At 48.2% G+C, this 25861-nt stretch carries 26 protein-coding genes; 17 read left to right on the forward strand and 9 right to left on the reverse strand.

Going from position 1 to position 25861, the window contains the following annotated elements; translation table 11 throughout:
- Position 1 precedes the first annotated feature (1 nt).
- The 3 genes from K6J72_RS06130 to K6J72_RS06140 all read right to left on the reverse strand — a co-directional run bounded on the left by K6J72_RS06130 (position 2) and on the right by K6J72_RS06140 (position 2842).
- Positions 2 to 733, reverse strand: a complete 732-nt coding sequence (locus K6J72_RS06130; protein ID WP_221279223.1) for a (Fe-S)-binding protein — start codon at positions 731 to 733, stop codon at positions 2 to 4.
- 85 nt (positions 734 to 818) lie between these two features.
- Positions 819 to 1937 (reverse strand): DNA type IV secretion system protein ComB10, encoded by a 1119-nt coding sequence (locus K6J72_RS06135; protein WP_221279224.1) that lies wholly within the window; start codon positions 1935 to 1937, stop codon positions 819 to 821.
- Entirely contained in the window at positions 1934 to 2842 is a 909-nt protein-coding gene (locus K6J72_RS06140) for a TrbG/VirB9 family P-type conjugative transfer protein (RefSeq protein WP_221279225.1), read from the reverse strand. Before K6J72_RS06140 ends, K6J72_RS06135 begins: the two co-directional genes overlap by 4 nt.
- Before the next feature lie 89 nt (positions 2843 to 2931).
- Here K6J72_RS06140 and K6J72_RS06145 point away from each other — a divergent pair, with 89 nt between their 5' ends.
- The 11 genes from K6J72_RS06145 to K6J72_RS06195 all read left to right on the forward strand — a co-directional run bounded on the left by K6J72_RS06145 (position 2932) and on the right by K6J72_RS06195 (position 11858).
- Entirely contained in the window at positions 2932 to 3975 is a 1044-nt protein-coding gene (locus tag K6J72_RS06145) for a flagellar basal body P-ring protein FlgI (RefSeq protein WP_221279226.1), read from the forward strand.
- Positions 3972 to 4292 carry a hypothetical protein gene (locus K6J72_RS06150; protein ID WP_221279227.1) on the forward strand — a complete coding sequence of 107 codons (321 nt, stop codon included), beginning with the start codon at positions 3972 to 3974 and terminating at the stop codon, positions 4290 to 4292. The genes K6J72_RS06145 and K6J72_RS06150 overlap by 4 nt, the downstream gene beginning before the upstream one ends.
- Positions 4289 to 5305, forward strand: coding sequence for a sensor histidine kinase (locus tag K6J72_RS06155; RefSeq protein WP_221279228.1), 1017 nt, complete (start codon positions 4289 to 4291; stop codon positions 5303 to 5305). Before K6J72_RS06150 ends, K6J72_RS06155 begins: the two co-directional genes overlap by 4 nt.
- 128 nt (positions 5306 to 5433) lie before the next feature.
- On the forward strand, positions 5434 to 7308 hold the full coding sequence (gene metG / locus K6J72_RS06160) for a methionine--tRNA ligase (RefSeq protein WP_221279229.1): 1875 nt from the start codon (positions 5434 to 5436) through the stop codon (positions 7306 to 7308).
- Positions 7308 to 7685, forward strand: coding sequence for a hypothetical protein (locus tag K6J72_RS06165; protein ID WP_221279230.1), 378 nt, complete (start codon positions 7308 to 7310; stop codon positions 7683 to 7685). Before metG ends, K6J72_RS06165 begins: the two co-directional genes overlap by 1 nt.
- 76 nt (positions 7686 to 7761) lie before the next feature.
- Entirely contained in the window at positions 7762 to 8259 is a 498-nt protein-coding gene (locus tag K6J72_RS06170) for a hypothetical protein (RefSeq protein WP_221279231.1), read from the forward strand.
- A 28-nt stretch (positions 8260 to 8287) separates the two neighbouring features.
- A complete protein-coding gene (gene cmoB, locus K6J72_RS06175) occupies positions 8288 to 9052 on the forward strand; it encodes a tRNA 5-methoxyuridine(34)/uridine 5-oxyacetic acid(34) synthase CmoB (RefSeq protein ID WP_430886752.1) in 765 nt (254 codons plus the stop codon).
- Between the two features lie 10 nt (positions 9053 to 9062).
- Positions 9063 to 9482, forward strand: coding sequence for a PaaI family thioesterase (locus K6J72_RS06180; RefSeq protein WP_221279233.1), 420 nt, complete (start codon positions 9063 to 9065; stop codon positions 9480 to 9482).
- Positions 9479 to 10609, forward strand: a complete 1131-nt coding sequence (locus tag K6J72_RS06185) for a glycosyltransferase (protein WP_221279234.1) — start codon at positions 9479 to 9481, stop codon at positions 10607 to 10609. Before K6J72_RS06180 ends, K6J72_RS06185 begins: the two co-directional genes overlap by 4 nt.
- A gap of 72 nt (positions 10610 to 10681) precedes the next feature.
- Positions 10682 to 11491: a 3'-5' exonuclease gene (locus K6J72_RS06190; protein WP_221279235.1), complete on the forward strand. Its 810-nt coding sequence runs from the start codon at positions 10682 to 10684 to the stop codon at positions 11489 to 11491.
- A complete protein-coding gene (locus K6J72_RS06195) occupies positions 11484 to 11858 on the forward strand; it encodes a hypothetical protein (protein WP_221279236.1) in 375 nt (124 codons plus the stop codon). Before K6J72_RS06190 ends, K6J72_RS06195 begins: the two co-directional genes overlap by 8 nt.
- Before the next feature lie 215 nt (positions 11859 to 12073).
- On the opposite strand, the gene K6J72_RS08455 is transcribed toward K6J72_RS06195, so the two are convergent.
- The 4 genes from K6J72_RS08455 to K6J72_RS06215 form a co-directional block, all read right to left on the reverse strand.
- Positions 12074 to 13150, reverse strand: a complete 1077-nt coding sequence (locus K6J72_RS08455; protein WP_260320546.1) for an outer membrane protein — start codon at positions 13148 to 13150, stop codon at positions 12074 to 12076.
- A 1-nt stretch (position 13151) separates the two neighbouring features.
- A complete protein-coding gene (locus K6J72_RS06205; protein ID WP_221279237.1) occupies positions 13152 to 14198 on the reverse strand; it encodes a hypothetical protein in 1047 nt (348 codons plus the stop codon).
- A 9-nt stretch (positions 14199 to 14207) separates the two neighbouring features.
- Positions 14208 to 14438 carry a hypothetical protein gene (locus tag K6J72_RS06210; RefSeq protein WP_221279238.1) on the reverse strand — a complete coding sequence of 77 codons (231 nt, stop codon included), beginning with the start codon at positions 14436 to 14438 and terminating at the stop codon, positions 14208 to 14210.
- 435 nt (positions 14439 to 14873) lie between these two features.
- On the reverse strand, positions 14874 to 15062 hold the full coding sequence (locus K6J72_RS06215; protein ID WP_221279239.1) for a hypothetical protein: 189 nt from the start codon (positions 15060 to 15062) through the stop codon (positions 14874 to 14876).
- Positions 15063 to 15370: 308 nt separating this feature from the next.
- On the opposite strand from K6J72_RS06215, the gene K6J72_RS06220 reads away from it, so the two are divergent.
- From K6J72_RS06220 to ffh, 3 genes are all read left to right on the forward strand, one after another.
- Positions 15371 to 15556, forward strand: a complete 186-nt coding sequence (locus K6J72_RS06220) for a hypothetical protein (RefSeq protein WP_221279202.1) — start codon at positions 15371 to 15373, stop codon at positions 15554 to 15556.
- A gap of 142 nt (positions 15557 to 15698) precedes the next feature.
- Positions 15699 to 18293, forward strand: a complete 2595-nt coding sequence (locus tag K6J72_RS06225; protein ID WP_221279240.1) for a valine--tRNA ligase — start codon at positions 15699 to 15701, stop codon at positions 18291 to 18293.
- A gap of 2 nt (positions 18294 to 18295) precedes the next feature.
- Positions 18296 to 19633 (forward strand): signal recognition particle protein, encoded by a 1338-nt coding sequence (gene ffh, locus K6J72_RS06230; protein ID WP_221279241.1) that lies wholly within the window; start codon positions 18296 to 18298, stop codon positions 19631 to 19633.
- 35 nt (positions 19634 to 19668) lie between these two features.
- Here the strand turns inward: ffh and K6J72_RS06235 are convergent, their stop codons facing one another.
- The gene (locus K6J72_RS06235; RefSeq protein WP_221279242.1) at positions 19669 to 20112 is read right to left on the reverse strand and encodes a hypothetical protein; all 444 of its coding nucleotides are present in this window, start codon (positions 20110 to 20112) and stop codon (positions 19669 to 19671) included.
- Positions 20113 to 20179: 67 nt separating this feature from the next.
- On the opposite strand from K6J72_RS06235, the gene K6J72_RS06240 reads away from it, so the two are divergent.
- From K6J72_RS06240 to K6J72_RS06250, 3 genes are read left to right on the forward strand one after another with little or no spacing between them, the layout of a single operon-like run.
- Positions 20180 to 21331 (forward strand): pyridoxal-phosphate-dependent aminotransferase family protein, encoded by a 1152-nt coding sequence (locus K6J72_RS06240; protein WP_221279243.1) that lies wholly within the window; start codon positions 20180 to 20182, stop codon positions 21329 to 21331.
- Positions 21331 to 21795, forward strand: a complete 465-nt coding sequence (locus tag K6J72_RS06245) for a phosphoribosyltransferase (RefSeq protein WP_221279244.1) — start codon at positions 21331 to 21333, stop codon at positions 21793 to 21795. The genes K6J72_RS06240 and K6J72_RS06245 overlap by 1 nt, the downstream gene beginning before the upstream one ends.
- A 52-nt stretch (positions 21796 to 21847) precedes the next feature.
- The gene (locus K6J72_RS06250) at positions 21848 to 23083 is read left to right on the forward strand and encodes a MiaB/RimO family radical SAM methylthiotransferase (RefSeq protein ID WP_260320704.1); all 1236 of its coding nucleotides are present in this window, start codon (positions 21848 to 21850) and stop codon (positions 23081 to 23083) included.
- Between the two features lie 172 nt (positions 23084 to 23255).
- Here the strand turns inward: K6J72_RS06250 and K6J72_RS06255 are convergent, their stop codons facing one another.
- On the reverse strand, positions 23256 to 25250 hold the full coding sequence (locus K6J72_RS06255) for a methyl-accepting chemotaxis protein (protein WP_260320547.1): 1995 nt from the start codon (positions 25248 to 25250) through the stop codon (positions 23256 to 23258).
- Positions 25251 to 25861: the final 611 nt, after the last annotated feature.

Consider the following 25861-nt stretch of genomic DNA (forward strand, 5'->3'; position numbering starts at 1 on the left):
GTCAAACTCCTAATCCCACTCTTTGGGCTAAAAAGTCGTAAAAGTGCATGGATTTGGTCTTGCTCCTCACCTTTGCCATCGCTCCGCTGATGTTCAACAAACAGCCCGCATCGGCGGACAAAACATACTCCACTTGGCGGCTCTCGATGTCGTGGATTTTCTCTTGCACCATCGCGTTAGAAATCTCTGGCTCTTTCACCGCAAAAGTCCCCCCAAACCCACAACACTCCTCCTCCCTTTGCAAGGGCACAAGCTCCACATTAGAGAGTTGAGAAATGATTTTTTTCGCACTCTCAATCACCTTAGACACCCTTAAGGCGTGGCAATTAGAATGCCATGTAACCTTGATGGGCGCGCCAAGGTCGGTGTAGCGCACCTCTAGTTTTTTATCCAAAAACTCGGCAAGTTCATAGACCCTAAGAGAGAAGTTTTTCACTTCCTCATACGCCTTATGCCCCTCAAACAGCTCCAAATAGTCGTGCGCCATCATGCCCACGCAAGAACCGCTGGGCACAATGATGGGGTGATCCTCTTTGAAGAGGCGGACATTGTGGAGCACAATCTCACGGGTCTGTTCATAGTAACCGGAGTTGTAGCTGGGTTGCCCGCAACAAGTTTGGTCTTTTTTAAAGATCACCTCCACCCCCTCTCTTTGCAAAAGTTTAATGCAATTTAAAGCCGTTTGGCTAAACACCGCCTCCCCTAGACAAGTAGCAAAAAAATAGACTCTCAAGTAGACATCCTTCAAGCTCAAAATCAAAGCCACATTATACAAAATTCCCACAAATATACCGACATATAACGCTAAAAACGCTCGTTCAAGGGGAGCTGTGTTTAAAAAACTGCGCCACCACCTCGCCTTTTTGGGGTGTGGGGAAAAAGATGTCTAAATTGGGGGAGATAAACACCCGTGAGCCCTCCCTCACGATAATAATGGGCTTTAAGTTGCTCTTATCTTTTAAGATTTGGGCGATGATTTGGTTGAGTCCTAAACCCGTTTGGCGGGTGAGTTGCATGAGTAAAAAATCGCCAAATAAATTGTTCTTGCCCGTTTTGTTGGCTAGGGCAGAGGTCAAGCCGATCAACAGCCCGTTAGAAAGCGTAGACACCAACAAGGGCATGCCGTAACGTTGGAAGTTGTGCGTGATCATTTGCCCCACGAGTCCGCTATAACCCTTGACATCTGCCCCTTTGGCGTTGGTGAGTGTGATGTTGACCCCTTGCGGGGTGATGATGCGACTCCACACGATGTCTAGGCGGTATTCGCCGATTTTGTTGTTGTTGCTGTAATAGCCGATGGCTTTTGAGCCTTTGGGGATTAAAACAGCCTGTCCCATGTTGGCGAAAATGTCGCTCTCCACCTGCGCCACAACTTTACCGGCAAGCTGGGAGCTGATGGGCGTTACTAAAAATGCGGGGATCATTTTATCGGCGGTGATGGTGCGCAGTAGGCGGTTTTCATGGGTGGCTAGATCGTGGGTTTTTAGATTTTCAAAGTGGCTTGCCCCATAGTCTATCTCTGCCTCTTTGGGCTCTTCAAAGCCTTGTATCCGCCCATTTAAAGTCTCTTCAATCTCTAGCTCTTCTTGGGTGGGCTCGGGTGGCTCTATCTCTTGCTCTTGGGGCTCTTGCTCGGGCTCCATCTCTTGGGGTGGTTGTGGCAGAGGCGATTTTTTCGCCTCTTGTAATTGTGCCTTGAGCTGGGCGATTTGCTTTGCGTTCTCTTGCAAGAGTGCTTGCAAATGGGCTAACTCGGGGTTTTCTTTAGGTTGAGTTTCTTTGGGTGGGGTGAATAAATAATCGGCTAGGGGGTAGTTGGTGTCCTTTAAATCCAAAACTTCGGGGGCTTTTTTGGGCTTGTTTAAAATCAAAGAAGTGGCAAACACCGCCACCATCGCCCCTCCAAAAATCAAAGCTTTTTTAACAAGGGGTTTCATGGGGCTTTGCTGACCTTACGCACGCAAGCGTGGATTTTGCCCTCCCTTAAGGTCCATTTGGGGGAGATGTCCTCGGCGATCAAATAATCCCCCACAATGCGGGTGTTGATGGGGTTGTCATAGCCATCTACTACCTTGTAGGCGACAGGAAACTTGACTTGGGAGCGGACATGGTCAAATTTAAAGTAAGTGAAATGCTTGTCGTTGAAAATATCAAGAGGTTTAATGGGGGCTTTAAAAGCGACTTTACACAGCCACAGACAAAACCACGCCCGTTTTTTGCCCCCGAACACTTGATAGCCCCTCTCAATTTGGTTTTGATCCACTAAAAGCGCATTGCCCCCCTGCCCGATTTTTAAAAAAGACATGGAGGTGGGGACTTGGGGCTTGTTTTCAAGCACGGCTATTGGCTGGTTTTGCGCTTGCTTGTCTGTAAAAAAGTGTTTGTTAGACACATAGACATTTAAAATCGGGTTTTTGGGGCTGGTGAAAGTTGTGGAGAAAATATAAAAGGCGTAAATTTTACCGCTTGCGCCGATGACATTAAGGTTTGAATCGATCCCCACTTCTAGGGGTTTGATTAAAAGCACATTACGCCCTAAAGTCTTGGTGCTAAAGCCTATGTTGTCGCCCAGCACCACCTCAGCGATGGGCTCGCTAAAAACGATGGTCGTGACCATGGCGTAGCGCAAGCGGATTTTAGGCATTTGCCCAAGTTTGTAGTCAATGAGAAGGGTGTTGTCTAGGGCGTTGCGCTCTTTATTGAAAAAACTATTTTGTATGGCGTGCAGGTCTTGAATGGTGTGCTCTTGTGGGGACTCTTGGGGGTCCTCGCTTTCTAGGGCTTGAGCCAAACACACACAAGGGAACACAACACACAGCAAAAACCTAAGAAATCCCCACATGAAGGGCATTATAACAGAGTAAACCACGCCTTTTACACGAAAGTTTCAGGGCTTAGCTTTTTTAAAGATATTTGGGTAAAATCTAAACCATGTTTAAAAAATGCGCTTGGGTTTTGTGCTTGTTTGGGGTGTTGCATGCCCCTTTGAGTGCCGAAAAGATTGAAGATGTCGCCAATATCGTGGGGGTACGCGACAATCAGCTGATCGGCTATGGTTTGGTGATCGGCTTGAATGGCACGGGGGACAAATCGGGCTCAAAATTCACCATGCAATCCATCGCAAACATGCTAGAGAGCGTGAATGTCAAGGTGTCGCCCGAGGACATTAAATCTAAAAATGTCGCTGCTGTGATGATCACCGCCACCTTGCCTTCTTTTGCAAGACAGGGGGATAAAATCGATGTCCAAATCTCGTCTATCGGGGACGCTAAGTCCATAGACCACGGGGTTTTGGTGATGACCCCTTTAACGGCGATCGATGGCAATATCTACGCCATAGCCCAGGGGAGTGTGAGTTTAGGCAATTCTAAAAACCTGCTCTCAGGCACGATCGTCAACGGGGCAACCATTGAAAGAGAAGTCGTCTATGATTTGGCGCATAAAAATGCCATGACTTTGAGCTTGAAACGCCCCGACTTTAAAAACGCCGTGAAAATCCAAGAGGCCCTAAACGAAGTCTTTAAAGAGCCCGTAGCTCTAGCCATTGACCCCAAAACCATCAAGCTTAAAAAACCCGAAAAGCTCACCATGGTGGAGTTTTTAGCACTCATCCAAGAGGTCAACATTGATTACAGCAACCAAAACAAAATCATCATTGACGAGAAGTCGGGCACGGTGGTGGCGGGTGTGGATATTGAAGTGCATCCGGTGGTTGTTACAAGTGGGGACATCACGATTAAAATCACCAAAGACCCGCTAGAACCTAAAAAAGGCAAGGCGAAAAAGGACATTGCCAAAATCGACCCCACAACGAACCTAGACACCAAAGAGAACATTTTAAGCACCCCAAGAGCCACAATCGCCAGCGTGGTGAAGGCTTTGCAAAAAATCGGGGTGAGCTCTAAAAGCATCGTTTCTATCCTAGAAGCCATGAAAAAAAGTGGCGCGATCAGCGCAGATATGGAGGTCATATGATTAAGAACAATTTAGACATTTACAACCAATACCTAGCCAATAAGCTAGACGCAAACAAGCTCAAACACGCCAAAGGGGGCAAGCTCGAGGATCAACAGCTCAAAACCCAGACCGATGCTTTCGAGTCCTTGCTTTTAAAGTTCATGCTAGACACCGCCTTAAAGCTAGACAACCCGCTTTATCCTAAACAAGCCGGGAGCGAAATTTACCAATCCATGTATAAGGAATCGCTGTCTAATGAGCTCAGCGGGCATTTTGGCTACAGCGAATTGCTGTTTAACTTCTTAAAAGAGCAAGAGGCGCAGAAAAAAGGGTGAGTGCTCTTGTGGATCAAAACATCTTAGACAACATCGGGGGGCAAGACAGACAAGAACTCTTGCGTTTACTGAATGAATTTATCTTGCAAAGCTATAAAGTTGAAAAAGAGTTTAAAGACTACAAGGCTTTATACGAGTGGGTGATCGAGATTTTGCCCCAAGCCATTTGGGTGATCAACGAGAACAAAAGCTTTTTTTACAAGAACAGCAAGGCGATCGAAAGCCAAGAAGTCTTTGAAAAGGCGAAAGCTCTAGGTTTTAACATTGAGATCGAGCACGAGGGCAAGAACTATTTATTCCAAAACAACAAAATCCAAGGCAAGGAAATCATCACCGCCACCGACATCACCAAGCAAAAACGCCAAGAAAGGCTGGTGTCTATGGGGAAAATCTCCGCCCATTTAGCGCACGAAATTAGAAACCCCGTGGGCTCGATCTCGCTTTTAACTTCGGTTTTACTCAAAAAAGTGGATGAGAAAACCAAGCCCATTGTCTTTGAGTTGCAACGCGCGCTGTGGCGGGTGGAGCGCATCATCAAGGCGACTTTATTATTCTCTAAAGGCGTGCACGCCAATAAAATCCCCCAGAGTTTGGGCCTGCTCGAGGACGAAATCAAAGAGGCGCTCAATCAATACAGCTACACGAAAGACATTAGCTTAAAAACCGCCATCGCCCCCATCAGCGCCTCTTACGATTTGAGCCTGCTTTCTATTGCTTTGCAAAACTTCCTCTACAACGCCATAGACGCGATTGAAGAGGGGCCGTGTGAAGAGGGGCACATTGAGGTGTGCGCCTTTGAAGAGGCCGAGTGGGTGGTCTTCCACATTAAAGACGATGGCAAGGAAGTTTTAGACAAAGATTTGCTCTTTGAGCCTTTTGAAACCACGAAATTAAAGGGCAATGGGCTAGGCTTAGCCCTGTCCTTGCAAGTCGTGCAAGCGCATGGGGGCAAAATCACCCTGCTAGACACTAAAGAAAAAATCTTTGAAATCCGCATTTTAAAAGACCTATAGGCGCGCCTATTTTATGCTTTTGTGCTATGATACGGGTTTATCTTTGGCTTTAGGGGTGTACCCTTAAGGTCCGTGGTGCGGAGTTGTTGGGGGGTTAGAGTGAGAATAGCGCAAGCGAAAGGTTTTTTATGCAAAAAATGTTGATTTCAACCCCGATTTACTATGTCAACGATGCCCCGCATTTAGGGCATGCCTACACGACCTTCATCGCCGACATGCTCAAAAAACACCACAGCTTAAGAGCTAAAGAAGTCTTTTTCCTCACAGGTACAGATGAGCACGGGCAAAAAATCGCCCTAAGCGCAAATAAGCATGGCTTAAGCCCTTTGGAGTACGCCACTAAAATCAGCCAAGTCTTTAGGGACGAGTGGGATTTTCTTAAGATTGACTACGACCACTTTGTCCGCACGACCGACAAGGCGCACGAGCAGGCGGTGCAACACGCCTTTGACTTTATGCTGCAAAAGGGCGATATTTACAAGGGGATTTATGAAGGGGATTATTGCGTGAGTTGCGAGAGTTTCGCCACAAACAGCACCATCTGCCCGGATTGCAACCGCCCCACGACCAAGGTCGCTGAAGAGAGTTATTTTTTTAGATTGAGTGCCTATCAAGACAAGCTACTAGACTTTTATGAAAAGCACCCCAATGCCATTTTGCCCCTATCTAGGCGCAATGAGGTGGTGAGCTTCATCAAGCAGGGTTTATACGACTTGTCCATCACCCGCACAAGTTTTTCGTGGGGCATTGCCTTGCCTAAGCATTTAAACGAGCCTAGGCATGTCGTGTATGTGTGGTTAGACGCGCTGTTAAACTATGTGAGTAGTCTAGGCTATGGCACAGACAACGCCAAAATGGGCCACTTCAACCACGCTCTGCACATTGTGGGTAAGGACATTTTGCGCTTCCACGCCATTTACTGGGTCGCCTTTTTAATGAGCCTAGAGTTGCCCCTTTTCAAGCAACTTTGTGTGCATGGGTGGTGGACCATTGAGGGCGTGAAAATGAGCAAGAGCATCGGCAATGTGCTCAACGCCAAAGATTTGGCAAGCATCTATGGCATAGAAGCCCTGCGCTATTTTCTCTTAAGAGAAGCCCCTCTTGGCCAAGACGGGGACTTTAGTGCGCAAGCCCTAGTGCGCCGCTTTAACGCTGACTTGAGCAACACTTTAGGCAATTTGATCCAACGGCTCTTTGGGCTGCTAAAGCCCTTTGGGGGTAAGCTAGAAAGCACCCACACGCTGGAGTTTTACGCCCCCCTTTATGCCGAGTGGCAGGCGCAGTTGGAGAGCCTAGAGCCTTATTTATGTGATTTGCAATTACACCGCTACCTAGAGGAATTGTGGCGGGTGTTTGAAGCGTGCAACGCCACCATCGCCAAAGAACAGCCATGGGCACTTGCCAAAACCAACCCTCAAAAAGCGATGGCGCTCTTAAGCCTAATCGCCACCTTTTTAGCCAAGAGCGCGTTTTATCTCTACCCCGTGCTGCCCGAAAGCACCGCCAAGTTAGCCAAGTGGCTGCATGTGAGCCTGACTTCTGAAAACTTTAAAGCGTTTATGCAAAAAGACTTTTTGCTCCCCGCATTAGAGCTAGCCCCCATAGAGGCCCTTTATCCAAAATTAGACGAAGCCCAAGCCACGCCCCAAGAAAGCCCCAAAGACCCTCCCAAAGAGGACCACACGATTCAATTTGAGGACTTCACCAAACTAGACATACAAGTTGGTACGATCATCAAGGCTGAAAGGGTGGCCAAGAGCGATAAACTCTTATGCCTAAAAATAGACTTTGGGGGCAGGGTGCGCCAAATTTTATCGGGCATTGCCAAGCACTACACCCCAGAGAGCCTAGAGGGCAAGCAGGTGTGCGCCCTAGTGAATTTACCCCCCCGCAAAATGCTAGGATTGGTGAGTGAGGGCATGGTCTTGAGCGCAAGCGATGCAGGGGGGCTAAAACTCATCACACCCTTTAGCACTGCAGAAAATGGGGCGAAAATCGGCTAGTGGATGTCTGTGAAGTCGTGGCGGTTACACGGGGGGTTTTAAAGACCGAACCCTTTGTGCGCACCTTCACCCACGCCACAGACAAATTAAATCGGGTGAAAAAGGGGAGTTTGTTTGCTGCCTTTAACCCATCTTGCATTGAGGAGGCGGTGCGACTCGGGGCTTATGGGGTGCTGTATGAAAAGCACGCCCCCATCAGCGACCCTGAAATTGCGTGGATTTGCGTAGAAAACTTGCAAGAGGCGGTGTTTAAACTCTTGTATTACAAGTTTTTAGACGCGCCCCTCGCCCTTTACAAACTCTCTAGCCTAGAGTTGGAGATTTTTAACAAGCTGGCAAAATCGCCAAGCGTGTGCACCTTTGAGGGGGATTTTTAGAATTGCTGGATTTGGATTTAAAGGGCATGCACACCTTGCTTTTAACCCACACCCCCCAAACTCGCCACAAAAGAAATTGCAAGCACCCCCCTTCACACTCTTGCAAGCGCAACTTTTTAGTTTATCGCTGTGCTACAGAGGGCAAAGGCATGATTTAAAAATCTCGGGGCTTTACGCGGCTGAGCTTACACGGGTGCTAAATTTATGTGAAAGTTTGGGGCTAGAGGTGCATTTGGGGCATTTAGGCACGCTAAGTGCCATGCAACCCCACTACATAAACAAACGCCTAGAGCTTTGCGCTTTCGGGCAGAGCACGCGCATTTTAATTCATGAAAAACATGCCACAGAACTGCCCCGCATGCTAGACTTTGTTAAAAAAACAGCCCCCCACCACAAGCTAGAAATCTTCAGCCAAGAGCCCTTAGCCTTAGCACACACTCCCTACACAGACCTACAAGATTTGCAAAACTTGCTTCGCACGAAAGACTACACGCTAGGCTTGGTGCTGGGGGCTGTGTCCTTGCAAGAGCTTTGGCACAAACCCACTTCAAGGGGCTTGTTTGACCAACTGTGAGGGCACACATAGGGGCGTGTGTGTCCCCCTGCCTGCTGATTTATCCTTAGAGCAAGTTTACAACGAGGCTTTGGCATTGAGGCCGTGGCGTAAGGGGCCTTTTTGTTTCACCCAAAATGAGAAGGGCTTTTGCATTGAGAGCGAGTGGCAAAGTTACATCAAGTGGGACTTGATCAAGGGGGCGGTGGATTTAGAGGGGCTAGAGGTTGCCGACATCGGGTGCAACAATGGCTACTACCTTTTTTGCATGCAAGCGCAAAAGCCTAAGAGCCTAGTAGGCTTTGACCCAAGCCCCCTTTGTGAAAGACAATTTCATTGGCTCAACACCTTTTTAAAAACCTCCATTGTCTACGAGAGGTTAGGCGTGGAGGATTTACGCACCTATCCTAAGCGCTTTGATGTGCTCTTTTGTTTGGGCGTGCTTTACCACAGAAAAGACCCCCACAACACGCTCAAAGCCTTGCACATGGGCTTAAAACCTAGCGGGGTGTTGGTGTTAGACACTTTGGTTTTTAACAGCCCCCTAGAGGTGGCCCTATGCCCCACCACTTACGCCAAAATGCCCAATGTCTATTTTATCCCAAGCCCTAAAGCCTTGCAAAATTGGGCTTTTAAGGCGGGCTTTAAGGAGTGCACCCCCCTTGCCTTTAAAGCCACCACCACCGCCGAGCAGCGCAAAACCCCGTGGATTGAGGGGTTGAGTTTAGAGTCCTTTTTAGACCCAAATGACCCCACAAAAAGCATAGAGGGCTACCCCGCCCCTGTGAGGGGGTATTTTATCTTGCGTAAATGAAAGGAAAAACATGGAAACGCCGATTGAAGAGGGCTTGCTGGTTTGTTCTAAATTAGACCAAACCCTTTGTGCCGATTTGGTGTCCTTTGGGAACAATAAAGCCACCGTGTGCTTCACGCCCAAAGAGTTCATGCTCTGCGAGGAAGATGTGGTGCATGCGGGCTTCATTGTGGGCGCGGCGAGTTTTGCGGCTTTGTGCGCACTCAATAAAAAGAACAGCCTGATTTCTTCCATGAAATTAGGCTTGCTTGCCCCCATTGAGCTAAAGCAGGAAGTCTACTTTAATGCAGTGGTGGCGCACGCCAGCTCTAAGAAGTGTGCCGTACATGTGGAGGGGGAATTTATGGAGATCAAAGTCTTTGAGGGGGATTTTGAGATTTTGGTCTTTGAGAAACGTCCCTTCAAGTTCAATTTTAAGGAAGATCAGTGATTGTTGCCTTGGTGGTGGATAGTTTTGAGGACAAGAGCAATGGGACTTCTATGACCTGTTACCGCTTTTATCAGGCCCTAAAAGCAAGGGGGCATGAAGTACGGGTGGTCGCGCCTTTTGTGCAAGGGGAGGGCTTTTACGGCTTGCAAGAGCGCTACATCCCCTTAGTTACTGAGATTTCGCACAAACAGCGCATGATTTTTGGCAAGCCCGATAAAGAGATTTTAGCCCAAGCCTTTGAGGGCGCGGATATTGTGCATGTCTTCTTGCCCTTTAAATTAGAAAAAGTCGCCGTTGAGGTGGCAAGAAGCTTAAAAATCCCCTTTGTGGGGGCGTTTCATTTACAGCCCGAACACATCACTTACAATATAAAACTCCAAAACTTATGTTGGCTCAACCGCTTCATCTTTTGGTGGTTTAAACAAAACTATTACAAGCACATACACCACATCCACTGCCCATCCCCTTTAATTAAAGCCGAGCTGGAAAAGCATGGCTATGGGGGCAAAAAGTATGTCATCTCTAACGGCTTTGACCCTCTTTATGCCAAACGCCCCAAAAACACCAAGACAGATGACCTTTACCACATCATCATGATCGGGCGTTACTCCAATGAGAAAAACCAACAAGTGCTGATAGAGGCGGCGCGTTTAAGCCGCTATGCCGCACAAATCAAACTCCACTTAAAGGGCATTGGTCCTAATTTAGCCAAACTGCAAAAATGCGCTCAAGGGCTCGCCCACCCTGTGGACTTTGGCTTTTTAGAGCCCAAGGACTTATTGGCCCTGCTGTATCAATGCGATTTATACATCCACACCGCCGATGTGGAGGGCGAGGCGATCGCCTGCTTGGAGGCCATGAGTTGCGGGATTGTGCCCATCATTTCAGATAGCAAAATCAGCGCAACAAACCAATTTGCTTTAGACGAACGCTCTTTATTTAAATCTAACGATCCCAAAGACCTCGCCCAAAAGATTGACTACTGGCTCGAACACCCCGAGGAGCGCACCAAGATCGAAAGTGCCTACGCCACAAGTGCCCAAAACTACACTTTAGACAGCTCCATTAAACAAGCCATCGCCATGTATGAAGAGGTGATCAGAGATTTTAAGGGGATTTACGCCTAAGATGATGCCCTTTAAACGCTTGTTTGCCAACTTTGGCTAAGATGGCCCTTTTAATCCGCCATAAAGGGATTCATGCGCCTTATTTGTGTCTTAGACATTGAGAGTGTACCTAATTTGGCTTTGATCGCCAAACATTGTCCCGAGTGCGTGGGCGATGGCCCCTTGCAAACTTGTGAAAACTTCTTCAAGTGGTGTGAGGATAGATATAAAAGCCCCTTTGCGCCCTTGTTTTATCACCAAATTGTCAGCATCGCGAGCGTGCTAGCCGAGCCTAGTGGGGCTTTCAAACGCGTGGGCAATTTTGGCAGGGGGCTGGGTGATGAAAGAACCCTTGTGGCGGATTTTTTAGCGTTTTTCAACAAACACCACCCCCAACTTGTAACCTTCAATGGGCGCATGTTTGACCTGCCCTTGTTGCTGTTAAAGGCTCTGGCGCATAACCTAAACGCCCACGCTTTTTACGCCCAAGAGAGCAAATGGGAGAACTACCGCTACCGCTACAGCGAAGAGTACCACACCGACCTGCTCGACAGCCTCACGCATTTTAGCCCGGCTAGGGGGCTTAATTTAGATGGGGTTTGTGCCATGTGCGGGCTACCCGGTAAATTTGATGTGAGCGGGGATCAAGTCTATCAACTTTTCTATCAAGACCCGCCCCAGCTCGAGCGCATCAACAGCTATTGCCAAAGCGATGTGCTCAACACCTATTGGCTTTACTTAAAATACCTTGTAACGCAGGGCAGGCTTAGCGAAGAGAACTACCTAAGCACCCTGCACGCTTTTAAGGGCAACCTGCCCCAAGAACAGCCCTATGCCTCCGTTTTCGCCACAGCTCTTGAAGCTGAATTAACCCAAGAAATCCAAAAGGAAGACCATGTTTAAAACCCTACTTGCCTTAAGCCTTGCAAGCGTGCTTGGTGCTTCTAGTTTGCAATTTAAAATCACTTACAAACCCCGTGGGGGCAAGTTGATCGGCAATATGCTCGATCGCACGATCCTAACGATCATCTCGCTCAACGAGGAAAAGGTGTTGATCAAAAAGGTGATCCCCAATCGGGGCGATTCGTGCAGCATCGTGCGTAAAGTGGGGGATGACTTCAAAGAAAAGTTTGAAAAAGGCCCCCTCTTCAACCACACCCTCAAATACGGCCAAAAAATCGCCTACCGCCTCAAATGCGACCCCTCCCAAGTGCTGGAAGTACAGGTCGTGACCGACAAGGGCACTTACGACAAAAAGTTTATGAAGTAACCCAAAAACGCGGCGCGCTCTAAGCGCGGCGCAAAGGAAACGCTACGCGCAAAGGAAACGCTACGCGCAAAGGAAACGCTACGCGTTTCCTCTAAAAAAAACAAGAGGAACACGCCACATGGTGGTGCGCTTAAAAACGCCAAACTGACAAAATCCCCCAAACCCCTCAATGAAAGTTAGGGGTTGCCCCAAAGGGCAAAAGGCAAGTGCACAACCTAGAAGTTGTAAACATAGTTGATGAACACCGAAACATTGCGCTTGTAGGTGATGGCCTCGCTGTAGCCACCAGCATTGCCCTTGAAGTAATAATTCGTGGCTAAAGGAATGCGTAAGCCCACCTCAAACCCGTGGTGTTTGCTCACATTGGTTCTAAAGCCAATGTTTAAGGGGATTTGGAAGTAAGTGGTGTTCATGTGCGCGCTGCCCCCCGCATTGTCCATGGCGTGCATCATCGCTATGGTTTGGCTCGCCCCCTTAGCCAACCAAGTCGAGCCGGTGAACATGAGCCCTGCAAAAAACCCTGTGGTGTATTTGCCATCTTTGCTCTCATAGAAGTTATACAGAGCATCTACCCCCGCCCCATAGACAAAGTTGTCCACCGCTTGCGAGTCGTTCATGTAAAAAGTCCCGTGTTGGTAACTGAATGTCCCATAGTAGCGCAACCCCCAGCGTTTTTTCTTGCCAAAGAATTGCTTATACCCGATTTGTGCATCCACCCCATACATGTTGCCGTTTTCGCTGCTGTATTGGGTTTGTTGAGGTTTGAGGATTCCCCCTTGTGTGCCCACCAACACGGCGTTGTCTTTGGTGTAGATGTTGAGCTTTGTCTGTGTTGCTCTAAGGTAGGCCAAGAGGTTGCTCAGTTGTCCTAAAGTCTTGCCCGCTTGTTCTCTTTGTGCACTATCTAAGGGCGTGTTGACAGAAGTGGGTTTAAGCACAGCGGGCATGACAAGCCCCACACGGCGCACCGCAGCAGCAACACTGCCCGCCGCCCCATCGCCGGCATTGATTTGGGGGGTTTGCCCCCCGTCATTGTTGCCGAGCGTGTCTGCACTTTCAGGGACGATAAGTTGCCCTAAAATGCTGCTTTGTAAATTCTCCACCGCTTGGATCAAATCGTTGAGGCTGGTGTTGATGGCGGTAATGTCCATCGTTGTGCCCGAAATGAGGTTGTAAAAGTTATTGAAACTTTGGGTGAAATTGGAGCTGATGAAGCTGTTATCTGCCATTTGGGTGCTGAAGTAGCTTTGTGCCCCTGAGACAAGCCCGCTGATGGCTTGGGGCAGGCTCATGTTATCTGTGTCGGTTACCAGGGCACTTTTGGGTGTTTTTGGTCACCAACGCCTCATACTTGGTGTACTCGCTCTTGGCGTTTTGTAGATTGCCCACGCCACTGACTAGCTGTTGGAGTGCGTTTTGTGCGGCCTGTGCCTGCCCGGCGGGGGTGTTGGGCGTTGGGGTGGGCGTGTTGTTGGGCGTTGGGACAATGCCACTGATCACTTGTTGTGCTTCCTGCTCTTGGGAGACATTGTTCTTAGCCGCATTTAGGGTTTGTTGTGCTTGATTGACATTATTTTGAGCACTGGTTACATTCCCCTTTGCCGTGTTCAAAGCTTCTGTAGCTTCGTTTAATGCGTTTTGGGCTTCTTCTTGATTGCTTGTGGCGGTGTCAAGGGCAGTTTTTGTTTCCTCTGCTTTTGTTTTGGCTTGGTTTAATGCCTCTTGTAACTCAGCCTGTTTATCTGGTTCTGTATTGTTATCTAGGGCTTCTTGGGCGGCGTTTACAGCCTCTTGTGCCTTAGTGTTGGCTGTTGTGGCTTCTTGCAACTTAGTGTTGGCTGCCTCAAGAGCACTTTGTTTTGCGTTCACCGTGTTTTGTGCTTCTGCTTGTTTTGCTTGTGCCTCTGTAAGGGCTTGCTTGAGCGCTTCTAGATTTTGTTGTGCCGCCTCGTTCTCTTTCTTTTGGGCATTTCCTAGATTTTCTATGTCTGTTTGTTCTTGTTTGGAGTCAGTGTCCGCTTGATCTGCCTGTGCCTCAGCCTGGTCTTCTGAATCTCCATCTTGGCTGTCTTGGTCTAGGCTTTGGTCTACCTCTTGTGTTTTATCGACATCCTGTGCCACCTTTGCTTGGTCTTTAGCGACATCGGTTTGGTCTTGGCTTGCGTCTTGTGTGTCGGGTTGGCTTTCTCCTGCTAGGGCGGTGGGCATCACTTGTACTTGGGTGTTCTTTGGGGCTTTTTCCTCTAATGCTTGCAGAGAGGGAGCAAAGAGAGTCCCCGCTAGAGCTAAACTTAAAGAAACTTTAGAATAAGGGCGGATTTGTTTTTGAGAGTGTTTCATGGGTGTCTCCTATTGTGGATTACCATTGGGTTGGGTTTGCCCGGGGAGGGGCACGGGTTTGGCATTTGCGGGGTCAAAGACATTTTGCTGGCTGTTGGTATCTTGTGTCTGTGTGCTCTTGGTGGCCTTAGTCATGTTCGAGTATTGAAACCCCACTTCTCCGTAAGCTCCGCTGTTTTCCGCAAAGAGGGCAGACACGCTTAAAAGACTGAGGGCACAAACAAAAGGGGTTGAACGCATAAGTTCTCCTTACATCAAAAAATTGGAACAAAGTCAGAGGATTAAGTGGAGATGTGTGCAGATAGGGGGGATTGCGCGGGCCTTGTGCCCGCTAGAAATCCCCCTTAAACCCAAGGGATAAACCCAAGGGATAAACCCAAGGGATAAACCCAAGGGATAAACCCAAGGGATAAACCCAAGGGATAAACCCAAGGGATAAACCCAAGGGATCGCGGAAAATCCCTCAAGGCTCTAAAATTGTCAATCAATACCTTAGCATAAAAATGAAAAACCACACAACCCCCACAGCCACAATGATGAGGAGAACAGGTCATCTGTGTAAAATCGTGCCATCTCTGTTGCACCGCCTCCACTTTGGCGACAAACAAGCTCGCATAATTTGTTAAAAAAAGTTCTAAAGCTAGGGGGTTTAGGGCGCAAGTGGTAAATTTCGAATCATTTTTGAAACATTCTAAAGATCTGTCCAAACAAGCCCAAAGGCACTTTTTGCATCGCCTTGCCACATTTGGGGCAAGTGCTAGACACTGCCATTAAATCCGCTGGGCTCAACACATCGCTTTTCAACGCCACAATCTTAGAATACCCACAAGGGCATTTGAGTTTATAAGGTCTAGGGGCCACCATGGCGCACTCCATAAATTAGAAGTGGACTCACTCTAGCACAAGGAAAACAAACAAGGGACAAATGAAAGCAACGCTCGCTTGAAAACCCTCAAGACTTTCTAAATTTGACACGCTTTTTAGCCCACTTTAGTTTTAAACGCAAGGGTTAGAAACAGCAAGATAAATCAATTCTTATCGCATGATTCTTCCCCTAAGAGCCCGAAGTTTTGCCAAAATGGGCATCGCCTTTAGTGGGAACGAGCGCAAAACGCTCGCCCGCCAGATTAAACGCCTGCAGACATGACGGCTCTGCATAGCAACGCGCATGGTTGAAACAGGAATACAGCATGGCCGATGTTGCCAATCAGTCTGTAAATGACCCGCGTGAAAAGCTGCAAGCTTTGCTTGCCTTACAAAAACCAAGAGCGGGGCGGGGATGGAGGAATCAAGAACACCGCAGAAATTCTTGCTTTGCAGCATTTGACAACGATTCATGGGATTTGGGAGGTCTGTAAGAACACATTTAAGGCACAAAGCTAGGGTGCAAGGTTTACTTCAATCTTTTGCTCTGGAAAACGCCACGACAAGAACGCCATGCGTTCTCTCCTTTTTAAGCCACTTCAAGCTAGAATAAGCCAAAAACTCCCAAGGATTTTCATGAACTTCCCCCCCTTTGAGCACGCTTTAGAAAAGCATTATTATAAAATTTGGCAAAGTCGGGGTCATTTTGAAGTGGACGGCGACCATTCTAAACCCCCTTTTTCGATCATGATGCCCCCACCCAATGTTACGGGGCGCTTGCACATGGGGCACGCACTCACTTTAAGCTTGCAAGACATTTTAGTGCGCTTTAAGCGCATGGACGGCTATCGGGTTTTATACCAACCCGGGCTAGACCATGCTGGCATCGCCACGCAAAATGTCGTGGAAAAGCAACTTTTAGCCCAAGGGGTGAAAAAGGAGCAAATCGGCAGAGAGGCGTTTATCCAAAAAGTGTGGGAGTGGAAAGAGGCTTGCGGGGGGCAGATTTTAGAGCAAATGCAAGAGCTGGGAGTCTCTTGTGCATGGAGTCGCTTGCGCTTTAGCATGGATGCTGGCTTAGAAAAAGCGGTCAAGGTCGCCTTTAAAGCGTGGTTTGATCAAGGGCTCATCGTGCAAGACACCTACATGATCAATTGGTGTTGCAAGGACGGGGCACTAGCCGACATCGAGGTGGAGTATCAAGAGGAACTAGGCAAGCTGTATTATTTGCGCTACCCTTTGGAAAATGGGGGGGAGGTGGTGGTGGCGACCACCCGCCCAGAAACCTTCTTTGGCGATGTGGCGTTAATGGTGCACCCTGAAGACGCACGCTACCAGCATTTAATCGGGCAAAATGCCTTATTACCCTTGACACAACGCCCTATCCCCATCATCGCTGATAGCTATGTCGATCCTAGCTTTGGGAGTGGGTGCGTGAAGGTTACCCCAGCGCATGACCCTAACGACTATAGCGTGGGCCAAAGACATAACTTAACTCCCTTAGTGATTTTTGATGCACAAGGGGTTTTAAACGCCCATGCGGAGGACTTTGCGGGGTTAGACCGCCTAGAGGCACGCCCCAAAATCGTAGAGGCACTGCAAGAGGGGGGCTACATTCAAGAAGTGCAAGAGCACCCCCACCAAGTGGGCGTGTGCTACCGCTGTGCGAGCCCCATTGAACCCTATATCTCTAAACAATGGTTTGTCAAGCAAGAAGTGGCTACAGGCTCGATAGAAAAAATGGCGCAGGGGCTGGCGCAATTTTACCCCCCCCATTGGCGCAACAACTACAACGCATGGATGCAAGAATTGCGCCCGTGGTGTATCAGCCGGCAACTTTGGTGGGGGCATCGTATCCCCGTTTTCACCTGCACTCACAAACACCAATTCGTGCCCCTAGAAACCCCCACGCATTGCCCCACTTGCGGGGACACAAATCTAGAACAAGACCCCGATGTGCTCGACACTTGGTTTAGTTCAGGCCTGTGGGCGTTTAGCACGCTGGGCTTTGGGCAAGAGGGCTTTGAGGGCTTTGAGGGCGTGAAGTTTCACGCCGATGACTTAAAGGACTTTTACCCTAATAGTGTGCTGGTTACAGGCTTTGACATTCTGTTTTTTTGGGTGGCGCGCATGCTTTTGAGTGGGGAGAGTTTGCTAGGCAAGTTGCCCTTCAAGCACATTTACCTACACGCTTTGGTGCGTGATGAAAATGGCGAAAAGATGAGTAAATCTAAGGGCAATGTGATCGACCCCTTAGAGCTCATTAAAACCTATGGGAGCGACTCGGTGCGTTTTGCGCTGGCGATGTTGTGCGTGCAAGGGCGGGATTTATGCCTAAACCCTAAAGTGCTAGAGCAAGCCAAACACTTTAGCCACAAACTCTACAACGCCGCCCTTTTCTTAAGCACACAGACAGCGACAAAAGTTACGGAGTTTCAAACAAGTTTGGGGGCTTATGCCAAATCCCGCCTCAACGCCACGACCAAAGAAGTACGCCACGCCCTAGAGCTTTACCGCTTCAACGATGCGGCCACCACGATTTACCGCTTCTTTTGGGGGGAGTTTTGCGATTGGGTGCTGGAGTTTTCTAAGGCTTACAAGAACAGCCAAGAAGCCCCTTTAGTTTTTGGCGAACTTGCCTCTGTGTTTAAAGAGGGTCTAAGGCTTTTACACCCTTTCATGCCTTTTGTGAGTGAATATTTACACCAAAGCCTAAGCAAGAGCGCGCTAGAAAACAGCCCGTCTATCATGTTAAGTCCCTACCCCAAAGACACCACACAAAACGCAAAATTAGAGGCGCGTTTTAACCTGATGAAAGAGAGCATCACGGCTTTAAGGCGGCTTAAAATCTTGCTAAATGCGCCCATTGAGCGCGCCACCATTGAGAGCACCACTCCCCTAGAGACAGAGGATTTGCAATGCATCGCAAAACTCAGCAAAATCCCCACAATTTTAATTGCATCCAGCAAACCGCCTAAAGCCATCAGCGATCGCGGGGAGCTTGGCGTGGTGCATGTCGGCTTAGAGGGGGTAAATGTGGGCGGGCTTGTCCATCGTTTGAGGGGGCAATTAGAGAAGCTCAAAAAAGAGCAGGCAAAGTTGAATTTAGACAATCCGCAATTTTTGGCTAAAGCCCCCAAAGCTCTCCTAGAGAGCTTGCAAGAGCGCAATAAAACCCTATTAGAAAAACAAGCCCAAGTACAAAAAGAACTTTCTATGCTAGAAGGATAAACATGTTCGACACCCTAACCCAATCTTTTAAAAATGCTTTAGGCAAAATCCGCTTCCAAGACGATTTAAAAGCCCTTGAAAAAGCCCTAGATGAGCTCAAAAAGGCTTTGCTAAGAAACGATGTACATCACAAGGTTGCTAAAGAGTTGGTCAAAAACATAGAGAATAAGACAAAAGCCAAGGGCATTGGCAAACAGCAATTTTTAGACGCTTTGCAAGAGAGCTTATTAGAGATTTTGAGCGTGCCGGGGGCGGCTAGTGGCTTTGTCTATGCCCCCACCCCGCCCACGATTGTGTTGATGTGTGGCTTGCAGGGGGGGGGCAAGACCACGACTTGTGCCAAGTTGGCAAACTACCTAAAAACCCGTAATAAAAAGGTCTTGTTGGTGGCGTGCGATTTAGAGAGGTTAGCTGCTATCGAGCAATTACAAGTCTTGGGGGCGCAAATCGGGGTAGAAGTCTTCCACAAAGCGGGGAGCGTGTTAGACATTGCCAAAGGGGCACTAGAGCGGGCCAAAGAGGGGCAGTTTGATGTGGTGATCGTGGATAGTGCGGGGCGTTTGGCGATCGACAAGCCTTTAATGGACGAGCTTAAGGCCCTTAAAGACTTGCTAAAGCCCTTAGAAACCTTTTATGTGGCGGATGCTTTGAGCGGGCAGGACGGGGTGCGCTCCGCACAGACCTTCCACACCCAGATAGGCATTAGTGGCGTGGTTTTAAGCAAGTTTGACAGCGACAGCAAGGGGGGCGTGGCATTAGGCATCGCCCACCAATTACAAATCCCCTTGCGCTTCATCGGGCATGGCGAGAAAATCCCCGATTTGGATATTTTCGTGCCCGAGCGCATTGCTAACCGCTTGATGGGGGCGGGCGACATTGTGAGCTTGGTGGAGAAAACCAGCAGTGTGATCGACCCCAAAGAGGCCAAAAACATTTCCAAAAAGCTCAAAAAGGGGCAATTTGGCTTTAACGACTTTTTAGAACAATTAGAAAAGGTTAAAAAACTAGGCTCGATCAGCTCTTTGGTGTCGATGATCCCTGGGCTTAGTGGGGTGGCGGGGGCTCTTAAGGGCACGGACTTAGAAAACTCAGCGGAAATTAAAAGGATCAAGGCGATGGTTAATTCTATGACCGCCAAAGAGAGGGACAACCCTTCTTTACTCAATGGCAGCCGTAAAAAACGCATTGCTTTAGGTTCAGGGCTAGATGTCGCCGAGATCAATCGGATTTTAAAGCGATTCGATCAAGCCAGCCAGCTAGCCAAAAAACTGAGCTCTAAAGGAGGTGTGGCAAATTTACTCCAAATGTTGCAACAACACCAACCCCCCCAAAGGGGTTAGGAAAATAGGGGTATAGCCCCATTTGGAGTTAGCCCCTATTCGTTGATTAAAGCGGTGAGTTTATGCTCTAACTTTGCCATCGTTTGGAGTTGGTCCACGATTTCGTGTAAGAGGGGGATTAGGGGAGCTAAATGGGGGACTTGCAGGGCTTCCTTTAAAATGGCGTTGTAGCCTTCAAACAAACCTTCTAAGTAGTCAAACAGGGCGGAGTCCTTGCTGTAGTAGTCTTGCAAGACTTGGTAAAGAATGGTACTCTCTCCGAGCAAGTCGCGTTCTTGATTGGTTTCTATGGTGTGATCTTTGCGGCTTAGGGCGATGGTGTAGCTGAGTTGGTTGTTGAAGAGCGCGATGTCTTCACGCACATCCACTTGGTAAATCGCCATTTCACGCACAGCGTCATCAATCGCTTGTAAAGAATACTCTGCACAAAGCGGGGGCGCAAAAAGGGCGACAAACGCCAAAGACAAGCACAAACGCATACAAATCCTTTCACACGATTATACACCAAAACCCACGGGTTTATGTTATACTCAAACCTTACACGCCATGAAAAGAGGACGCTTGAAACCCACACGAACTTTGCTCTTCACCCCCGGGCCCACGCCCATTCACCCCGCCATCAGCAACACCCTAAGCCAACCCATTCCCCACCACCGCACGCCAGAATTTGAGGCGATCTTTGGTTACGCACGCCAACAGCTCAAAGACATGGTCGGGCTTGCTGAGGTTTTAACGCTTGTGAGCAGCGGCACGGGGGCGATGGAAGCAGCGTTGTTGCAATTTGTCCCTAAAAAAGAGCAACCTACTTTGCTCGTGCTGGATAATGGCAAATTCGGCGAACGCTTTGGCAAGATCGCCAGGGCGCACCATTTGGGCGTTGTGGAGCTTAAAAGTGCGTGGGACACCCCCATTAGCCCCGATCAAGTGCTAGAGGCCTTGCAGACAAACCCTAGTGTGCGGGCGATCGCCTTGCAAGTGTGCGACTCTTCGGGGGGCTTGCGTTTAGACTTTGAAAACATCACCAAAGCCGCCAAAGCCCACAACCCCGAGATCATCACGATCATTGATGCGATCACCGCTCTAGGGGTCGAGCCCTTGCAAACAAAGCATGTCGATGTGTTGATCGGGGGCAGCCAAAAGGCGTTCATGTTGCCCGTGGGCTTAAGCTTTTTGGGGCTAAGTGATTTTGCCCTCTCAAAGCTAGAGGACAAGGGCTATTACTTTAACTTAAAGCTAGAGTTAAAAAACCAACAAAAGAACACCACCGCTTTCACGGCGGGCATCTCCCATATTTTGGGGCTACAGACCTATTTTGCACTTGTGCAAGATTTGGGTGGATTTGACGCTCTTTATCATGCCACAAGAAAAAGAGCAGAAAGCACGAACAAAGCCCTTGAGGCACTAGGGCTTAAAATCTACCCCAAAGCCCCTGCCTTGTGCATGTCTGTGATCTACCACGAACAGGCGAGCCGCATAAGAAAACACCTACACAAACAATACGGGGTTTTGGTCGCAGGCGGGCAGGACGCACTAAAAGACTATCTCTTACGCATCAACCACATGGGGATCATTGAGGTTTATCAAAGTGCATGGGTGCTAAACGCCCTAGAGCAAAGCCTCGTGGATTTGGGGCTACTTCCTAGCTTTGAGGGCATGGCGATCAAGGCATTCATGCAACACCACTATAAGGAGATTTAATGCGGCTTTACTACGGCTACAACGAGTTTAGAAAGGATGTCGTGGACCTGGCCAAAATGGTTGAAGCCAACTTCAAACCCCAAGCGATTGTGTCAATTCTGCGGGGTGGCATGACCTTGGCGCACTTTTTGGGGCTTTATTGGGACACCAAAGAGGTGTATGCGATCAACGCCAGCTCTTATGGCACGGATCGCAAACAAGGCGCGCTGATCATAGACAATGTCCCCAAGCTCAAGCCCACCCACAAAGAAATTTTAGTGGTGGATGAGATCGTGGATAGTGGCAGGAGTTTTCTAGGTGTGATGCAGGTGCTAAAAGAGCATTACCCCACAGCCCACTTTAAAAGTGCGGTGCTCTTCGCCCACAAGAGCGCACATTTTCAGGCCGATTACACCCTAAAAGAGGCGGCATCGTGGATCGACTTCTTTTGGGAGGTGGACACACAGGGAGATCACATTGCCTAAATTACATTTGGTTTCTTTGGGGTGCTCCAAAAATCTTGTGGATAGCGAGGTGATGCTTGGCAAACTCGCCCACTACGAACTCACCAGCGATCTGGGCAGTGCCGATGCGATCATTGTCAACACTTGCGGATTCATAAAGTCCGCCAAAGAGGAGAGCATTAGAGTCTTGCTAGAAGCCATTGAGGGGCGCAAAAAGGGGGCTTTGGTCGTGGCAAGTGGTTGCCTTAGCCAACGCTATAAAGAGGAGCTCGCCAAAGAGTTGCCCGAAATCGATATTTTCACGGGCGTGGGCGATTACGACCAAATAGACACGCTCTTAGCGCACAAACAAAGCCAATTTTCTAAGCAAGTCTTTTTAGCCAGCCAACACGCCCGCACCATCATCGGCTCATCCGTGCATGCCTATGTCAAATTGTCTGAGGGGTGCAACCAAAATTGTAGTTTCTGTGCGATTCCAAGTTTTAAAGGGCGCTTGCAAAGCAAGCGTATAGAGGACATTTTAAACGAAGTGGAGGGCTTGGCCAAAAGGGGTTACACAGACATCAGCTTCATCGCCCAAGATTCTAGCTCTTACTTGCAAGATCAAGGCGTAAAAGAGGGGCTAGTACAGCTCATTAAAGCCATCGACAGGCAGGGTGTGCTTAAGAGTGCTCGGATTTTTTATCTCTACCCCACCACCACCACGCACAAACTCATTGAAACGATCGCAAGCTCGCCTATTTTTGCAAATTACTTTGACATGCCCATCCAGCACATCACAGACTCCATGCTCAAAACCATGCGCCGCAACTCCACAAAAGCCAAGCATTTAGAGCTTTTAAAAGCCATGCGTGCTGTGCCGGGCAGCTTTCTACGCTCTACTTTGCTCTTAGGCCACCCGCACGAGCAAGAGAGCGACATCAACGAGCTAGAGGCGTTTTTACAAGAGTTTCATTTTGACCGCTTAAATCTCTTTGCCTTCAGTGCAGAAGAGGGCACTAAGGCTTATGGCATGCCCCAAATTGCGAGCAAGCTTGTCAATGAACGGCTCGATCACATCAACGCTTTGGTGCAAGAACAGGTGCAAACCTCTATGCAAAACCTGCTCGGGCAGACTTTAGAGGTGATCGTGGAGGGGGCTAGCGAGGATCATCTCTTTTTGCGTGCCCGTGATCGGCGTTGGGGCTTGGAGATTGACGGGGAGATTCTCATCAATGAAAGTGCATTAGAGCACACCCCCCCGGGGCATTACAAAGCTCTTTGCCACACCTATGAAGAGGGGGTACTTGTGGGCAAGATCGTGGCTTAAGCGGCTTGCAGAATGCAGGGTAATCTTAAACTCTGTCAAATCCCGCCTTCTAAGCAAGCCCAAAGTCTTGACACCTTGTGTGATCCACGGGTCGGTGTCCGCCACTCTTGAAGTGCTCACTTTAGGGTGTACGCCTATAAATTGCCACACAAGACCAAGGGCAGGTGTTGCATTAAACCTTAAACGCGCTCAAAAAGCCGTTCAAATCGTTGGTTTGTTGGTTGAGCTCATGAGAAGAATTTTGCATAGAGTCGTTGATTTTTAATAAATCCTGCACGCATGAGGCAATCTTGTCCCCATTTTCAAGGACGCTTGTGGTGTGTTTGTTGATTTTATTGATGTTGTCTAGATTCGCCAAAGATTGATCCACGACATTGACGATCACGCCCGCGAGGTGGTGGACATGGTCTTGCATGGCGCTTGATTGCTCGGTGAGGGCGTGCATTAATTGGAGGCTATTTTTCCTCTCCCCATTGATCTTTTCAATGGATTCTAAGATATTTGTAACGATGGCTTCGCTCTCTGTAATGCTGTTTTGGGTTCTCTCAGCCAAAGCCCGCACTTCATCGGCCACCACTGCAAAGCCACGCCCATGTTCGCCCGCCCGGGCGGCCTCAATGGCGGCGTTTAGGGCGAGTAGATTTGTTTGTTTGGCGATGTCTGTGATGGTGTCTAAAATGACTCGTATATTTTGTGCCTCTGTGGATAAAGCTTGCATTTGTGCCACGCTGTTTTCCTCATTAGCCACATTGTGCTGGACATGTTTGTTGATGGCGACCACAGCCGTTTTAGTGTCGCTAACATTGTTAAGAACTCCTTCTAAAAGCTCTTTGGTTGACATCGACATTGCCAAGCTTTCGTCTAAGGCTTGGCGGCTAGCGTGGCTTAAATCCGTGTTGTTTTGGCTGACTTGCTTGATTTGCTTAGAGTTGGAGTCTAAACCTATGGAAATGGTGTTTAAGGTCTTAGAAACGGTGGTGTTGCTCTGCACCTGCTGGAAGATTCGTTGCAAAGTGTCGCGCATGTATTCTATAAATGTGTTCACAGAACGCGCCATAAACCCGATTTCATCGTTGGCAGCGATGCTGATTTTGTCTGTAAAAGTTTTATTGTCCACAATGTATTTTAAGGTCTTGTTGACCTTTTGTAATCTCTTAGAAATGTAGCGCATCATCAAGAAAGCCAAGATCGTTGTTACAAGAATGATCAGCACTTCAGAAATCGCTAACAATTCAAAATAGCGGGTTTCTTTTGTGATCTCAGCCCTAGCGAGCTTTGTGATGTGATCACTGATGCTATCCTCCACCCGTTTCAATAGATCGATTTTCTTTGTAATGGTGCTAAACCAAAGTGTGGGGTCTACACCAAACCCCCCCACTAAATATTTTTGCATGAGGATTTGGCGCATTCTCTCCACCTCTTTAAAGCTCGAGTCTGCCAAAACACGCTCAAAAAGGGCGATGCTCTGTGTATCCCCTAAGGATAGAAAATATTTTTCAAAAACCTCTTGCTTGGCGATGAGGGCAATGAAATGCGCATATTGCGGATCGGTAGGGTCGTTTGCAATAAAAATGCGGTTGGCTGTGGCGCGCTCCAGCCCCGACATTTCTTTGGCGTAAAGAAAACTGATATATTCCATCGCTGCGTTAGAGATTTTGGAGTTGGGGATGGTCTTAATAGAATCGAGCACGGTGTCTAAGAACATGTCAATGCCCTTTGTGAAGTAGGCAATTGCACTGTTGGTGAGGGCTTTTTTGTCCTTAGTCTCCATTGCATTGCGTCTTTGGGGCAATTGATCCAAGAAATCAAGCCCGCTTTGCACAGCCTGCCTGTAACGAGAGTCTAGGCCAGAAATAGAACCTAAAAATTTTTTAAGTGCCTCCAATTTTGTGTCTGTGTTTTGCCTTTGCTCGGGCAACTTGTCGGCAAATTGCACCCCTCCGCTGGACAAGAACCCTGCGCTCATCCCACGCTCTTTTTGCATCTCGTGCACCAGCGCAGATATATACCTAGACACCTTTATTTGGCGCGCCAAATCCTTATTGAGGCTGAGCTCATTGTAAGTACTGCGCAGTTGCCAGACCATAAAAAACAACAAGACCACCATAGGGATAGAAATGATCAGTATAATCTTGCTCTGTAACTTTAAACTATTTAAAAATTGCAATGAACACTCCTCATCAAAGCCCCATTGTAATTAAAATTAGATAATCAAAAAATTGTGTAAATTGTGTAAATAAAAAGACTAACAACAAGAAAACATGCGCGGGATTCTAAAATTTGTTACGCTATAAGAAAAGTTGCAAGCCACCTGCCGTAAATCTACAAAGCCAAGATCGCAGCAGATAAGTTAAAAAGTTTGACTACGCCATGCCGCGCAGGTGTGGACATAAGCAAGTGGCATGCATCTGCTTTTGCTAAAAACCCACGCTTATTTTGACAAGATTGGAGACGCGGCAAAATAGCCGTGTAGACAACCCCTGTGCTTTTAAGTTTTAGAATTTATGGAGCTGTTAGACATCCCATCGCCATTAAGATATGCCCAAACTTTGAGGGTGCAGACCGTTCTTACAGACCTATAAAATCCTATAAAACTTTGTAAAATTCTACAAAGCTAGAATTTCTGCTGTATTCCTAGTTCAACCATGCCTGCCACACTCTTGGTTTTCGAGTGTTTGGCTTTTCGCATGTCCGTAGGCGTTAATTCGGTAGGAACTCTACCTACTAAAGACAACGCCTATTTTTTAGCAAAATTTCGGGCTTTTGTGGCAAGAATAA

It is taken from the genome of Helicobacter sp. NHP19-003 (genome assembly GCF_019703305.1).
Taxonomy (GTDB): Bacteria; Campylobacterota; Campylobacteria; order Campylobacterales; family Helicobacteraceae; genus Helicobacter; species Helicobacter gastrocanis.